General features: G+C 70.0%; 15 protein-coding genes. 9 read left to right on the forward strand and 6 right to left on the reverse strand.

The window, feature by feature from the left end; genetic code table 11:
• Position 1 precedes the first annotated feature (1 nt).
• On the reverse strand, positions 2-673 hold the full coding sequence (locus tag JOD67_RS03185) for a ThuA domain-containing protein (protein WP_205114908.1): 672 nt from the start codon (positions 671-673) through the stop codon (positions 2-4).
• Positions 674-690: 17 nt separating this feature from the next.
• The gene (locus tag JOD67_RS03190; RefSeq protein WP_205114910.1) at positions 691-1,464 is read right to left on the reverse strand and encodes an NAD-dependent epimerase/dehydratase family protein; all 774 of its coding nucleotides are present in this window, start codon (positions 1,462-1,464) and stop codon (positions 691-693) included.
• A 384-nt stretch (positions 1,465-1,848) separates the two neighbouring features.
• On the opposite strand from JOD67_RS03190, the gene JOD67_RS03195 reads away from it, so the two are divergent.
• Both JOD67_RS03195 and JOD67_RS03200 read left to right on the forward strand, forming a co-directional pair.
• Positions 1,849-2,481, forward strand: a complete 633-nt coding sequence (locus JOD67_RS03195) for an eCIS core domain-containing protein (protein ID WP_205114912.1) — start codon at positions 1,849-1,851, stop codon at positions 2,479-2,481.
• A 255-nt stretch (positions 2,482-2,736) separates the two neighbouring features.
• Positions 2,737-2,934, forward strand: coding sequence for a DUF3073 domain-containing protein (locus tag JOD67_RS03200; RefSeq protein ID WP_205114914.1), 198 nt, complete (start codon positions 2,737-2,739; stop codon positions 2,932-2,934).
• A gap of 6 nt (positions 2,935-2,940) precedes the next feature.
• Here the strand turns inward: JOD67_RS03200 and purM are convergent, their stop codons facing one another.
• Both purM and purF read right to left on the reverse strand, forming a co-directional pair.
• Positions 2,941-4,011: a phosphoribosylformylglycinamidine cyclo-ligase gene (purM, locus tag JOD67_RS03205; protein WP_205114916.1), complete on the reverse strand. Its 1,071-nt coding sequence runs from the start codon at positions 4,009-4,011 to the stop codon at positions 2,941-2,943.
• Positions 3,998-5,503 (reverse strand): amidophosphoribosyltransferase, encoded by a 1,506-nt coding sequence (purF, locus tag JOD67_RS03210; protein ID WP_205114918.1) that lies wholly within the window; start codon positions 5,501-5,503, stop codon positions 3,998-4,000. The genes purM and purF overlap by 14 nt, the downstream gene beginning before the upstream one ends.
• 112 nt (positions 5,504-5,615) lie before the next feature.
• On the opposite strand from purF, the gene JOD67_RS03215 reads away from it, so the two are divergent.
• The gene (locus JOD67_RS03215; protein WP_205114921.1) at positions 5,616-6,209 is read left to right on the forward strand and encodes a TetR/AcrR family transcriptional regulator; all 594 of its coding nucleotides are present in this window, start codon (positions 5,616-5,618) and stop codon (positions 6,207-6,209) included.
• Positions 6,210-6,220: 11 nt separating this feature from the next.
• Positions 6,221-7,567, forward strand: coding sequence for a serine hydrolase domain-containing protein (locus JOD67_RS03220; RefSeq protein ID WP_205114923.1), 1,347 nt, complete (start codon positions 6,221-6,223; stop codon positions 7,565-7,567).
• Here the strand turns inward: JOD67_RS03220 and JOD67_RS03225 are convergent.
• A complete protein-coding gene (locus JOD67_RS03225; protein ID WP_239554405.1) occupies positions 7,564-8,349 on the reverse strand; it encodes a class I SAM-dependent methyltransferase in 786 nt (261 codons plus the stop codon). The genes JOD67_RS03220 and JOD67_RS03225 overlap by 4 nt on opposite strands.
• Positions 8,350-8,495: 146 nt before the next feature.
• On the opposite strand from JOD67_RS03225, the gene JOD67_RS03230 reads away from it, so the two are divergent.
• The 4 genes from JOD67_RS03230 to JOD67_RS03245 all read left to right on the forward strand — a co-directional run bounded on the left by JOD67_RS03230 (position 8,496) and on the right by JOD67_RS03245 (position 11,761).
• Positions 8,496-9,062 (forward strand): TIGR03086 family metal-binding protein, encoded by a 567-nt coding sequence (locus JOD67_RS03230; protein ID WP_205114927.1) that lies wholly within the window; start codon positions 8,496-8,498, stop codon positions 9,060-9,062.
• 292 nt (positions 9,063-9,354) lie between these two features.
• Positions 9,355-9,960: a PadR family transcriptional regulator gene (locus JOD67_RS03235; protein ID WP_205114929.1), complete on the forward strand. Its 606-nt coding sequence runs from the start codon at positions 9,355-9,357 to the stop codon at positions 9,958-9,960.
• Positions 9,957-10,805: an alpha/beta fold hydrolase gene (locus JOD67_RS03240; protein ID WP_205114931.1), complete on the forward strand. Its 849-nt coding sequence runs from the start codon at positions 9,957-9,959 to the stop codon at positions 10,803-10,805. Before JOD67_RS03235 ends, JOD67_RS03240 begins: the two co-directional genes overlap by 4 nt.
• The gene (locus JOD67_RS03245) at positions 10,802-11,761 is read left to right on the forward strand and encodes a phosphotransferase enzyme family protein (RefSeq protein ID WP_205114941.1); all 960 of its coding nucleotides are present in this window, start codon (positions 10,802-10,804) and stop codon (positions 11,759-11,761) included. The genes JOD67_RS03240 and JOD67_RS03245 overlap by 4 nt, the downstream gene beginning before the upstream one ends.
• Before the next feature lie 12 nt (positions 11,762-11,773).
• On the opposite strand, the gene JOD67_RS03250 is transcribed toward JOD67_RS03245, so the two are convergent.
• On the reverse strand, positions 11,774-12,127 hold the full coding sequence (locus JOD67_RS03250) for a hypothetical protein (protein WP_205114943.1): 354 nt from the start codon (positions 12,125-12,127) through the stop codon (positions 11,774-11,776).
• A gap of 83 nt (positions 12,128-12,210) precedes the next feature.
• Between JOD67_RS03250 and tdh the strand changes: the two genes are divergently transcribed.
• Positions 12,211-13,239 carry an L-threonine 3-dehydrogenase gene (gene tdh, locus JOD67_RS03255; protein WP_205114945.1) on the forward strand — a complete coding sequence of 343 codons (1,029 nt, stop codon included), beginning with the start codon at positions 12,211-12,213 and terminating at the stop codon, positions 13,237-13,239.

The following is a 13,239-nucleotide window of genomic DNA, read 5'->3' on the forward strand; positions in this document are numbered from 1 at the left end:
CTTACTCCCCCTTGGACGGCGCGGCCCAGTGCACCGCGTTGTTGAGGATCAGCTGGACGTCGTCGCGGTAGTACGTCGGGTTCTCCTCGTGGCCCGGACGGAAGTAGAAGACCCGTCCGTTGCCGATCTGGTACGCGCAGCCCGACCGGAACTCGTGCCCGCCGGGGAACGTCGAGTGGAACACGACCGTGTCCGGCGTACCGCAGCCGAACTCCTCGTCGTACATCTCCTCGTCGTCGATCGCGAAGTCCGTGATCCCCTTCGCGATCGGGTGGTCCGGCGCGAGCACCTTGATCTGCTCGGGGCCCGCGTCATGCTTCACGCCGCCGATCCGGCCGTCGTCGCCGATCAGCCGGGTGAACGGCTTGGCCATGTGCGAGGAGTGCAGTGCGAGGAAGCCCATGCCGCGCTCCTTCACGTGCCGCTCGATCCGGTCGACGGTCTCGTCCGTCACCTGGCGGTGCAGCATGTGACCCCACCAGGCGAGCACGTCGGTCTGGGCGAGCGTCTCCTCGGACACGCCCTGGTCAGGGTCGACGTACTCGGCGATGCTGACCTCGAGCCGGTCGTCCTTGCGCAGCCCGTCGGCGACCGCGCCGTTGATGTCGTTCGGGTACATGTCGCGCGGGGCGGTGTGCTCGGACCACACCAGGACCCGGATCTTGTCTGCCACTGTGAATCGCTCCTTCGTCATGCGCGTTGCTTTGCGCTCGCCAGGTGGTCGGCGAGACACATGCTGGTAGCGGGGTTGGGGTCGAGATTCTCGAAGGCTTCGGCGTCTTCGGTGGGCTCGTACCCGACATCGTTGGCGAGATCCCAATGGCCACTGAGGTTGCGGGAGATGCCGTGATAGACGCCGAACGCGACGTCGGCATCGATGCTCTTCGTCACCAGCTGCCGCAGGTCGGACGGGCCGATCCAGCAGGTACGGATGCCCACCGACCACGGCTGCGGTTGGACCGCGCCGAAGCGCAGGCAGGCGACGGTCAGCTCCTTTGCCGACCGGTAGACGTAGCGGCGGCCGAGCGCTTCGGCGAACGCCTTCGAGGCGCCGTACGTACAGCAGGGCCAGCTCGGCCAGGCGGGATCGACGGGGACGTTGCCCATCTCGACGTACGCGCCGGCGGCGTGCACCGAGCTGGCGAGCACGACCCTGCGTACCTTGGCGTCACTGGCCGCCTGCATGACGACGTCGACGCCGTCGAGGTTGGGGGCGCGGAGGTCCTCGTACGTCGCCCGCGCGCCCGGCGAGGCCGCCAGGTGCAGGACGACGTCCGCGCCGTCGGAGGCTTTGGCCATGAACGTGCGGTCGGTGATGTCACCGACCAGGACCTGGGCGCCCTCGGGCGGATCGGGAGTCTCGATCCGGTCGAGGAGCCGAAGGTCGTATCCGGCGCTCACCAGTCCGGGCATCGCCATCTGCGCGACCCGACCGGCGGCACCCGTCACCAGCACCGTGCTCATGTTGCGCGTCGGCTCCTTCGAAGATCACTGCTGAGACCTTCCTATCGCACCCGTTCCCGAACGCGCGCGCGAGCCGCTGTCCATAAGTGGTCTGACGAATCTGGCGCGGACTCGCTGTTGGGTCGGGGGCACCCCGGTCCCATTGGCCGGCCCCTCCCCCAGGCGCCCTCCCTGTCCGTGATCATGGGCAGGTGGCAGAGGTTTGGGTGAGGGGCACCCTGGTCCGATAGGTCTGGACGAGGGTGCCCCCGACCCAACCAGACCTCCGCCACGATTCGAGTCAGACCGCGCGGGGCTGGGCGCCCGTTGGGGCAGCTCGAGATTCCCGAACGGCCGGGCGGATGGCCGTTCCCGCCAGCCGCGAGCGCGGGGATCCTGCAAGGCATGGTCCGCCACGATCACGCCCACGATGAGGAACTCGCCACCACCGCGCGGCGGCGGGCGCCTGAGAACGAGAACGAGACCGAATCCGGCACCCCCGAGCTCGTCCAGCGGGCGCTCGCCGCGGGAAGGCCCGACCTGCTCGGCCACGAAGGCGTCCAGCACCTGCAGCGGCTCGCCGGGAACCAGGGCGTGGCCGGCATGGTCGACGACGCCGTCCTCGACACGGTCGGCAGCGGCGGCAGTCCGCTCCCCGCCGACCTCCGCAGTGACATGGAGGGCAGGCTCGGCGCCGACTTCGGCGACGTACGGATCCACACCGACGGCCAGGCCGCCGCCTCCGCCGAGGCCGTCAACGCCCACGCCTACACCGTCGGGAACGACATCGTCTTCCAGCGCGACGCGTTCAACCCGAGCTCAAACGCCGGAAGAAACACGATCGCGCACGAGCTCACCCACGTCGTCCAGCAGCGCAACGGCCCGGTGGACGGCACTCCGACAGGTGGCGGCATCGCGGTCAGCGACCCCGGCGACAGGTTCGAACGGGAGGCCGCCGACACCGCCGCGCGGGTGCTCGCCGAGCCCAGCCCGGTGCAGAGAGAGCTCGAAGAAGAGGAAGAAGAACTCGAGCCCTGACCGAATTATGGGACGGGTGTCCAAGCCTGGACGAAAAACTTCGTACCGTAGTCAATGCCGCACAATCCGGCAGTTGACCAGGTGAGAGCCGGGTAAGGACCGCCTGGGGGTGCAGAAACCTACCTCCCTCGCCCGACCCGAGGTGCGAGAAGTCGGCGGCAGCCGGTACCGTGGACCTACGATCAGATGAATCCGTGAGCCCGAGGGCGCCGTGCACGCGCCGCCCCGGTAGATGTGTGCGAGGGGGTCGACCCTATGGGGCGCGGCCGAGCTAAGGCCAAGCAGACGAAGGTCGCCCGGGAGCTGAAGTATCGCAGCTACGAGACCGACCTCGATGCGCTGCAACGGGAGCTCGCTGGGCGAGAAGAAGCCGGCAACGGGGACACAGGTTCTGACAGCGATGTCGACGAGCCTGATCAAGATGACGACGAGCGGATAGCTCGCCGTCTCTGACGGCGCTCATCTCGACTCGGCGTAATCGCTCGCCAGCCGGACTTCACCCGCACCAGCGATCGCCCGTCCGGCGATCCAGGAATCAACGCCTCGTTCCCCGAGGAACTCGACCGCTCCGGCGGCGTGCTCCTCGGGGACGAGTGCGATCATGCCTACACCCATGTTCAGCGTGCGCTCGAGCTCGAGCGGATCCACCCCACCGAGCTCACCCACGAGCGTGGCGACACGCGGCGGGGTCCAGGTCGAACGGTCCAGCTCGACGTCGATCTGACCGGGCAGCACGCGCGCGAGGTTGTTCGCGAGCCCGCCGCCGGTGACGTGTGCCATCGCGTGGACGCCGAACGGGCCGCGCGCGAGCGCGAGGCAGTCCTTGGCGTACACCCGCGTCGGCTCGAGCAGCTCCTCGCCGAGCGTGCGACCGAAGTCGTCGACGTGCCGTTCGTACGCCCAGCCCGCGTCGGCGAACACCTTCCGTACGAGCGAGAAGCCGTTCGAGTGCAGCCCGGTGGACGCCATCGCGACCGCCACGTCACCGACCTCGACCCGAGAAGAGCCGAGCATCTCGTCGGCCTCGACCACGCCGGTCGTCGCGCCAGCGACGTCGTACTCGTCCGGGTTCAGCAGGCCGGGGTGCTCCGCGACCTCGCCGCCGACGAGCGCGGTTCCCGCGGCGACGCACGCCTCGGCGATGCCCTTGACGATCGAGGCGATCCGCTCGGGCACGACCCGCCCGCAAGCGATGTAGTCGGTCATGAACAGGGGCTCGGCGCCGCACACGACGAGGTCGTCGACGACCATGCCGACCAGGTCGAACCCGATCGTGTCGTGCTTGTCCAGTGCCTGCGCGATAGCGACCTTCGTGCCGACGCCGTCGGTCGAGGTCGCGAGCAACGGCCGCCGGTACGTCTTGAGCGCCGACGCGTCGAACAGGCCCGCGAACCCGCCGATACCGCCGACGACCTCCGGGCGGCGGGCCTTCTCGACCCACTCGCGCATCAGGTCGACCGCGCGCTCGCCGGCCTCGATGTCGACGCCGGCGGCCGCGTACGACGCGCCCGCGCCCTTACCGGCCGACAAGGCTGCCCACCGGTTGCGCGTCGGCCTTCCGCGGCTCCAGCCGGAGCTTGCCGCTCCGCGAGGACTCCGGGATCTCGACCGGGTAGACGCCGTCGAAGCAGGCCCGGCACAGCTGGTCGTTCGGTTGCAGGCTGGACTCCACGAGCTCCTCCAACGAGATGTAGCCGAGCGAGTCGGCGCCGATCGACGCGCAGATCTCCTCGACGTTCATCGCGCCCGCGATCAGCTCGCCGGCGGAGGCGAAGTCGATGCCGTAGAAGCAGGGCCACTTCACCGGCGGGCTGGAGATCCGTACGTGCACCTCCTGCGCGCCGGCCTCGCGGAGCATGCGGACGAGCGCGCGCTGAGTGTTGCCGCGCACGATCGAGTCGTCGACCATCACGATCCGCTTGCCCTCGATGACCTCGCGGAGCGGGTTGTACTTCAGCCGGATGCCGAGCTGGCGGAGCGTCTGGCTGGGCTGGATGAACGTCCGGCCGACGTAGCTGTTCTTCACCAGGCCGTGGCCGTACGGGATCCCACTCGCCTCGGCGTACCCGATCGCGGCGGGCGTCGCGGACTCCGGCACCGGCATCACCAGGTCGGCGTCGACCGGGAAGTCCTTGGCCAGCCGGCGGCCGACGTCGACGCGGCTCTCGTGCACCGAGCGGCCGGCGATCTTGGCGTCCGGACGGGCGAGGTAGACGTACTCGAACAGGCAGCCCTTGCGCGCGGGCTGGGCGAACCGGCGCGAGTCCACGCCGTGCTCGCCGATCGCGACGATCTCGCCCGGCTCGATCTCGCGGACGAACGTGGCGCCGGTGATGTCGAGCGCGGAGTTCTCGCTCGCGACCACCCAGCCGTTGTCGAGCTGGCCGAGCACGAGCGGGTGCAGACCTTGCGGGTCGCGCGCGGCGTACAGCGTGTTCTCGTCCATGAACACCAGGCAGAACGCGCCCTTGAGGGCGGGGAGGACCTCGACCGCCGCGTCGATCAGCTTGCGGTCGGGAAACTCGGCGAGAAGGGTGGTGACGAGGCCGGTGTCGCTGGTCGACTGGGCGTCGTTGAGCGCGAACAGGCTCGACTCGGGCGCCCGTTCGGCGGCGAGCTCGATGAGCTCCTCGGTGTTGGTGAGGTTGCCGTTGTGGGCGAGCGCGAGGGCCCCGGTCGCGGTGGAACGGAACGTCGGCTGCGCGTTCTGCCAGACGCTGGAACCGGTCGTGGAGTAGCGGCAGTGCCCTACTGCGAGATGCCCCTTGAGCGATTCGAGCGTCGCCTCGTCGAAGACCTGGGAGACCAGACCCATGTCCTTGTAGACGACGATCTGACGCCCGTTACTGACGGCGATCCCGGCGCTCTCCTGGCCGCGGTGCTGCAGCGCATAGAGACCGAAATAGGTGAGCTTGGCTACCTCTTCCCCCGGCGCCCACACACCGAAGACGCCGCAAGCGTCCTGGGGGCCTTTCTCGTCGGGGTCGAGGTCTGGACTGCTGGTTCCTACGCCACCCGGCACATTCACGAGTGTAGACGGTCGGGTGCAAGCGCGGCTGACGGCACTCGAACAGGGGGCGACCTTTGCCTGGACTTAGAACGAATGATCGTTCGCGTTTGCTAGCGTGCCGCCTATGCCCCGCGTGAGTCAGATGCACCTGGACCGGCGCCGGCGCCAGATCCTGGACGCCGCCGGTCGCTGCTTCGCCGCGGAGGGATTCCACGCGACGTCGATGCAGGACGTACTCGCCGCGTCGGAGCTGTCCGCCGGTGCTGTGTACCGCTACTTCCCGAGCAAGCAGGCGATCATCGAGGCGATCGCCGACGAGACGCTGACGCACATCCACACCGTGCTGACCGAGGCGCTGAACCGTACCGAGCCGCCGCGCCCGACCGACGTCCTGGGCGACCTGCTCACCGCGATGGCCGGGCTCGACGACGCGAAGCTGCGGATCCGGATCGTGATCCAGGTGTGGGGCGAAGCGATCCGCAACCCCGAGGTCCGCGACGTGATCATGACGCGGATGACCGAGGTGTACGACGTGCTGACCCAGGTCGTGATCCGGGCGCAGAAGGCCGGGCTGATGAACCCGTCGGTGCCGCCGCGGATCGCGGCGGAGACGTACATAGGCGTGCTGCCCGGGCTGATGGTGCAGAAGGCGATCTTCGGCGACGCGTTCGACCTGCCGGCGCACGTCTCCGCGCTGCGGACCTTGTTCGGCTCGTAGACTCCCGGTCCGTGTCCGACGTCCTCGCTCCTACTGCCCACGCCCTGCTGGTCCGGCTTGCCGACGAGCAACGGACCGCGCGTACGCCCTCGCTCGTCGGCGGCGTCGTCCGCGACGGCGTCCTGCTCTGGTCCGGCGGCCGCGGCAAGGTCGACGGCGCCGAGCCCGACAGCGGTACGCAGTATCGGATCGGCTCGATCAGCAAGACGTTCACCGCCGTGCTCGTCGCCCGGCTGCGGGACGAGGGCAAGCTGGACTTCGCCGACCCGCTGGACCGCCACGTTCCGGGCACGACGCTCGGCGACCGGACGATCGGCCAGCTCCTCGCGCACACTTCCGGCGTGCAGGCCGAAACTTCCGGCCCGTGGTGGGAGCGCACGCCGGGCGGCGCGTGGGACACGCTCGCCGGCGCACTCAGTCCGGCGCTGCACCGCGGCGGAGAGCTGCACCACTACTCCAACCTCGGGTACGCGGTGCTCGGCGAGGTCATCTCCAGACTGCGCGGCGCGTCCTGGTTCGACGCGCTGCAAGGGGAGATCCTGCGGCCGCTCGGGCTGACGCGGACGTCGTTCTCGCCGGAGGCGCCGCACGCTCTCGGGTACGCCGTGCACCCGTGGGCCGACGTCGTGTTGGAGGAGCCGTTCCACGACGCGGGCGCGATGGCACCGGCGGGCCAGCTGTGGTCGACGGTCGTCGACCTCGCGCGGTGGGCGGCGTTCATCGGTGGCGACACCGGCGAGGTGTTGTCCGCCGACACGCTCACTGAGCTGCGGGAGCCCAACACCGTCGAGCGATCGGACACCTGGGTCTCCGGTTACGGTCTCGGGCTGCAGGTGCTGCACGTCGGCGGGCGCACGTTCGTCGGGCACGGCGGGTCGATGCCCGGGTTCCTCGCCGGCGTGTACGTCGACGTCGCGGACTCCACCGCGGGGGTGTGCGCGGCGAACACGACGTCGGGGGTGAACCCCGTCCGGCTCGGCACCGACCTCGTCTCGATCCTGGCCGAGCACGAGCCGCGGGTCCCGGCCGAGTGGGCGCCCGATCCCTCCGTCCCCGCTTCGGTGCTCGAGCTGGTCGGGCCCTGGTACTGGGGGCCGACGCCGTTCGCCCTGCACGCCAAGGCGGACGGTTGGCTCGACCTCACGCCGCTCACCGAACGAGGGCGGGCGTCGCGGTTCCGGCCGACGGGGACCGACACCTGGCAGGGACTCGACGGCTACTACCTCGGTGAGACCCTGCGGGTCGTGCGGCTCGCCGACGGCTCGGTGAGCCACCTCGACCTCGCGTCGTTCGTCTTCACGCGTTCGCCGTACGACCCGGACGCTCCCGTTCCGGGTGGCGTAGAGGGCTGGCGCTAGTAGGGCTTGCGGGCAACGAATCCGACCAGGTCGATCGTCGCCCGCAGCGGCAGTCCGTCCCGCACGCGCTGCCGCGCCTGGTGCCGCGCGGCCTGCAGGAACGACTCCTCGCCGACGGTCTCGATCGCCTCGTACGCGGGGCCGGTCGAGGCGAGCGCGCGGGCGTACGTCTCGGGGTCGGGGAACTCCCAGGCGAACGGGACGTGGAACCGCTCCACGTCCACGAAGCCCTTCCGCTCCAGCAGGTCCTCGCCGACGCCGGGGCGTCCGAGCTGCATCGCGGACTGGTACTCCAACTGCGCCAGTGCGGCCAGCCGGAACGGAGTCAGCGCCCACGCGCCGGTCGAGTGCTTCACGTGCCCCCAGGCGGTGAGGCCGAGGCGGCCGCCGGGAACGAGGACGCGGTAGAGCTCGTCGACCGCCGACGGCGTGGTGTTCCAGACGCCGCGGAAGCTGGTCGCGACGTCGAAGCTCTCGTCGTCCCACGGCAACGCCTGCAGGTCGCCCGTACGGATGTCCGCGTCCGGCGATCGGTCGCGGGCGATCGCGACGAGCCGGTGCGAGGCGTCGATGCCGGCGCATTCGGCGCCTCGGATGGCGGCGAGCTCGAGGGCGAGGCCGGCGCCGCAGGCGACGTCGATCAGCCGGTCGCCCCGCTCGAGGCCGAGCCGGTGATGGACGGCGACGTACTCGCGGCAGCTGGCGGGTTCGCTCAGCGTCGCGAAGTCGACCGCCTTGCGCCCCCAGCCCTCGTCGACGATGGTCCAGTCGAGCAGCGGCATCGTGGTCACGTTCGTACTCCTTCTCCGTCGCGGTCCTCCCAGCGTCGGCCGGCCCGGTTGATGAGACATCCGTGCCGCGTATGGGATTCGCCACGGAGACGGCTTCGGTGGGCGAGACTTCGGGGGTAGGCAAGGAGGCCGCGACCATGGCTGACACCCAGACCGCCCGGACGCTGATGCCGGACTCGATCAACTCCTTCACCGCGCTCGTGCACGCGGTCGACCCGTCGGACTGGACCGGGTCGACGCCGTGCACCGACTGGTCCGTACGCGACCTGGTCAACCACGTGACCGGCGAGCATCTGTGGGTGCCGCACCTGCTGGGCGGAGGGACGATCGCGGAGGTGGGATCGCGCTACGACGGCGACGTGCTCGGCTCGGACCCGGTGGCCACCTGGGACGCGGCCGCTTCGGTATCCGCCAAGGAGTTCGCTGCCGCGTCCGACTCGCAGCCCGTCCACCTGTCGTTCGGGGACACGCCGCTGGGCGAGTACGCCGACCAGATGCTGACCGACCTCGTCATCCACGGGTGGGACCTGGCCCGGTCGATCGGGGTGCCGCCTGCTCCCGACCCGGCGGCTGTCGCGCACGTGACCGCGTACCTAGCGGAGCACGTCGAGGAGTGGCGCGGGTTCGGCTTCAAGGACGCGGTCACGGGGTCGTACGACTCTCCGCTCGACCGGTTGATCGCCCTGTCCGGCCGCCGCCCCTAGAACCTTGCGTAGGTCGGGGGTGCTGGCGGATGGGGAACCGATGCCGCATTACCTGGCGAGTGGGTGCTTGACGCGGGGGATATCCCACGTAGAGCGGCAAATGATCATGTAAACATGATCATTTGCCGTCACTGGGGAGTCGCTGGAGAGCCATCCAGGGGAGCACCCGGAGGGCGGCCTGCGCGTCGGCCATGCGGAGACGCCACTGGGTCGCTCCAGCCGCGGGGCTTGACGGCGGGGTGGCCTGGCGTCCATACTCGCATGCGAGTATTCGCGTGCGAGGAGGCTGTCTGTGGGACGTCGACCGGTCGGGAACCTGCTCGCGTTGGGCATCCTCGCGACGCTCGTCGAGAAGCCGATGCACCCGTACGAGCTCGCGTCGGTGCTGCGCGAACGCGACAAGGAGCAGGACCTCGCGATCAAGTGGGGCTCGCTCTACCGCGTGATCCAGAACCTCGAGCGGTACGGGTTCATCGAGGCCATCGAGAGCGGGCGGCAGGGAGCGCGGCCGGAGCGGACCGTGTACCGGATCACCGCGCCCGGTCGCGAGGAGGCGGACTCCTGGGTGCGTGAGCTGCTCGCCTGGCCGACGCCCGAGCACTCGCGGCTGGAGGCCGGGCTGTCGGTCATGGGCCTGCTCGGGCCGGACGAGATGATCGCGCTGCTCCAGCAGCGGGTCGAGCGGCTGGAGTCGCTGCAGGCCGCGCAGCGCGCGACGTTCTCGCTGCACAGCCGTACGTTGCCGCGGCTGTTCCTGCTCGAGCGCGAGTACGACCTCGCCGTTCGGGAGACCGAGCTGGCCTGGACCCGTTCGCTGCTCGGCGAGCTGGTCGACGGGTCGTTCCCGGATCTCGAGGGCTGGCGGGACCATCACCTCTCGAACGGAGCTTCGTCATGATCACTACCGCACTGTCGGCGACCTCCGCCGATGGAACCTCCTTGGGATATCGCTCGCTCGGGCAGGGGCCGGGGCTCGTGCTGGTGCACGGGAGCGTCGAGTCGGCTGCCAGCCACGACGAGCTCGCGTCAGCCCTGGCGGACTCGTTCACAGTGACGCTGTACGACCGTCGCGGGCGGGGCGCGAGTGGGCCGTTCGGATCGTCGCACGGGCTGGGTACGGAGGTCGCGGACCTCGCGGCCGTGCTCGCGGCGACCGGGTCGGAGCTGGTCTTCGGGGTCAGCTCGGGTGGGCTCATCGCGCTGGAAGCGGCGCTGTCGTTGCCCTTGCGGAAGGTCGTCGTCTACGAGCCGGCTCTGGTGGACTCCTCGTACGACATGACTTCAGTCGACCGGTACTTCGCGCGGCTGGCGGCCGGCGATGTGGTCGGCGCGATGGTGGCGGCGATGAAGGCTGCGCAGCTGGGGCCGCCGGCGCTGAGCCGGCTGCCCGACTTCGTGCTGCGGCCGCTGGTGCGGCTCGGGATGCGGGCCGAGGAGCGGAGTGCCGCGCCGGGCTCGTTCACGATGCGCCAGGCGGCGCCCACGGTAGCGGGCGACTTCCGCCTCGTGCGCGAGGCCGCGGGGCGTGCGTCGCGGTACGCCGAGATCTCGGCTTCGGTGTTGTTGCTCGGTGGCGGGCAGAGCCCGCCGTACCTGAAGGACGGGCTCGCGACCCTCGAGCGCGTGCTGCCCGTGCGGCAGCGGGTGGAGTTTCCCCGCCTTGGGCACGGCGGGTCGGGCAACGCCGCGCAGCGCGGTAATCCTTTGACGGTGGCCGGCGCGATGCGTACGTTCCTGGCGTGATCGGCGACCGGCTGCGCGCTCGTTTCGCCAGCGACGAGGGCGATCCGTCGTTCCTCGGGATCGGTCATCCGGACGTCGCGGCGCTGATCGCCGAGTTCGCTCCCGGCAGCGAGGCGGTCGAGCTCGGTGGCTGGACGAGTACGAACGTGCACCTCGTCGGGCCGGGTCAGGTGCTGCGCGTGCATCAGCGCTTCGTCACGCGGTCGCGGCTGGCGGCGGTCCACGATGCCCGGCGGTCGCTGCTCGCGCGTGGCCTGCTGGTGCCGGAGCCGTTGGCCTTGCTGCGTTGCGGTCAGCGGGTCGCCGAGCTGGAGACGTACGTGCCGCACACCGCGCTGGCTGGCGACGTGGCGCAGTTCGAAGCCCTCGGCCAGCTCCATCGAGCCAGTCGGGGCATCGCCGTTCCACGACCGGTCGACGCGCAGTACGGCACACCCGCAACCCTGCGGCGGTACCTGCTGGACGTGCGCGGCGATGCCGAGACCATGCGCGTCGCCCAATGGGCGTTGGGCATCGTCCGCGAGCTCAGGCGGCAGTGGGTCCCGGCTCGCGAGCTGCCGACGCACTTTGTGCATGGCGATCTCGTCGGCCCCAACCTCGGTCGGAGCGACGACGGCCGAGCCCTCTACCTCGACTTCGGCTGCGCCGCCGTCCGCCCGCGCATCCACGACCTCGCCGTCGCGCTGTTCTATCTGGTGGTGGGACCGAACGACGAGGGCCTCGCGCCGGACTTCGACTGGTCCCGCGTGCCGGAGCTGCTCCAGGCCTACGAGTCAGCTAGCGGCGAGCAGCTGACCGACCTCGAACACCGCGCCCTCACCCCGTACGCAGCGGCCATCCCACTGGCAGTGGCAGCGCCCGCCGCCTACTTCCCCGACTCGACCTACCTCCGCTACCGCGAACGCCGAGCCGGCATGACCATCGCCGAATGGCTCCTCGCCCACCCGATCAAGTAGCCGAGGCGGCGGTCAGAGGGATGCGGAGCGGCCGGCTCCCAGGCGGTGCCCCTTCTCCAACGCGGCGCGGGCCTGGACACACATCGCGACGAAGGCTTCCTCCCTTCTCTGCTTCTCCGTCCTCACCAGATCCCCGCCCGGATCGGCGAACGCGCCCAGCGCGCGCATCACCACGCCCCACTCCGCCAGCGGCAGCGTGCCCTCGATGTCGGAGACGCCGTCGGCCCGCAGCTCGACGGTCGCGTGGCGCGCTAGGATCGCCGTTCCGGCGAGGGCCAGGGCCTGCAGGCCGGCGTGGCCGAGGGCAACGGCATCGATGTCCGGCAGCCCGGACGGGAGCAGCTCGTACAGTCGTTTCGATGACATGTTCGAACGCTAGCAGCCCACACCGACAACTCGCCAGGACCCCGCGCGTGCGTTGTGGACAACCGCGATGAATGCTGTACTCCGTGCGCGCTCTCGTGAAGGCCAAAGCCGAACCCGGCCTCTGGCTCGAAGACGTCCCCGTCCCCACACCCCAGGAGGGCGAGGTCCTCATCCAGGTCCTCAAAACCGGACTGTGCGGCACCGACCTGCACATCGTCGCCTGGGACGACTGGGCCCAACGCAACGTCAAGGCCCCGCTCGTCGTCGGCCACGAGTTCGTCGGCCGGATCGTCCGAACCACCCACGGCGTCGAGGATCTCCGAGAAGGCGACATCGTCTCCGGCGAGGGCCACATCGTCTGCGGTCACTGCCGCAACTGCATGGCCGGCCGCCGCCACCTCTGTGCCAACACCGAGGGCATCGGCGTCGCCAGGAACGGCGCCTTCGCCGAGTACCTCACGCTCCCCGCGACCAACGTCTGGAAACACAAGCCAGACATCGACCTCGAGGTCGCCAGCATCTTCGACCCGTTCGGCAACGCCGTGCACACCGCGCTCGCGTTCCCCGTCATCGGTGAGGACGTCCTCATCACCGGCGCCGGCCCGATCGGCGTGATGGCCGCCGCCGTGGTCAAGCACGCCGGCGCGCGGCACGTCGTGATCACCGACGTGAACGAGTACCGCCTCGACCTCGCCCGCAGAGTCGGCGTCACCGCGGCGGTCAACGTCCAACAAGAGACGATCCAGGACGTCCAGAAGCACCTCGGCATGAAGGAGGGCTTCGACGTCGGCCTGGAGATGTCCGGCCACCCGACCGCCCTCCCGACCATGGTCGACAACATGTCGCACGGCGGCCGCATCGCGATGCTCGGCCTGCCCGCGCAGCCGATCAGCATCGACTGGAGCCGCGTCGTCCTGCACATGCTCACGCTCAAGGGCATCTACGGCCGGGAGATGTACGAGACCTGGTACGCGATGTCGGTCCTCGTCGAGCAGGGCATCGACATCACGCCGGTCATCACGCACCGGTTCGAGGCGAACGACTACGAGGAGGCGCTCGCCACCGTACGCGAAGGGCAATGCGGCAAGGTGATCATGGACTGGGAGGCCTAG

The sequence above is a fragment of the Tenggerimyces flavus genome (assembly GCF_016907715.1).
Lineage (GTDB): Bacteria > Actinomycetota > Actinomycetes > Propionibacteriales > Actinopolymorphaceae > Tenggerimyces > Tenggerimyces flavus.

Coding starts and splice junctions, on each gene's coding strand:
- JOD67_RS03190 (WP_205114910.1), bottom strand. CDS start 1,464: ATGAGCACGGTGCTGGTGACGGGTGCCGCCGGTCGGGTCGCGCAGATG.
- JOD67_RS03195 (WP_205114912.1), top strand. CDS start 1,849: ATGGTCCGCCACGATCACGCCCACGATGAGGAACTCGCCACCACCGCG.
- JOD67_RS03200 (WP_205114914.1), top strand. CDS start 2,737: ATGGGGCGCGGCCGAGCTAAGGCCAAGCAGACGAAGGTCGCCCGGGAG.
- JOD67_RS03215 (WP_205114921.1), top strand. CDS start 5,616: ATGCCCCGCGTGAGTCAGATGCACCTGGACCGGCGCCGGCGCCAGATC.
- JOD67_RS03225 (WP_239554405.1), bottom strand. CDS start 8,349: ATGCCGCTGCTCGACTGGACCATCGTCGACGAGGGCTGGGGGCGCAAG.
- JOD67_RS03230 (WP_205114927.1), top strand. CDS start 8,496: ATGGCTGACACCCAGACCGCCCGGACGCTGATGCCGGACTCGATCAAC.
- JOD67_RS03240 (WP_205114931.1), top strand. CDS start 9,957: ATGATCACTACCGCACTGTCGGCGACCTCCGCCGATGGAACCTCCTTG.
- JOD67_RS03250 (WP_205114943.1), bottom strand. CDS start 12,127: ATGTCATCGAAACGACTGTACGAGCTGCTCCCGTCCGGGCTGCCGGAC.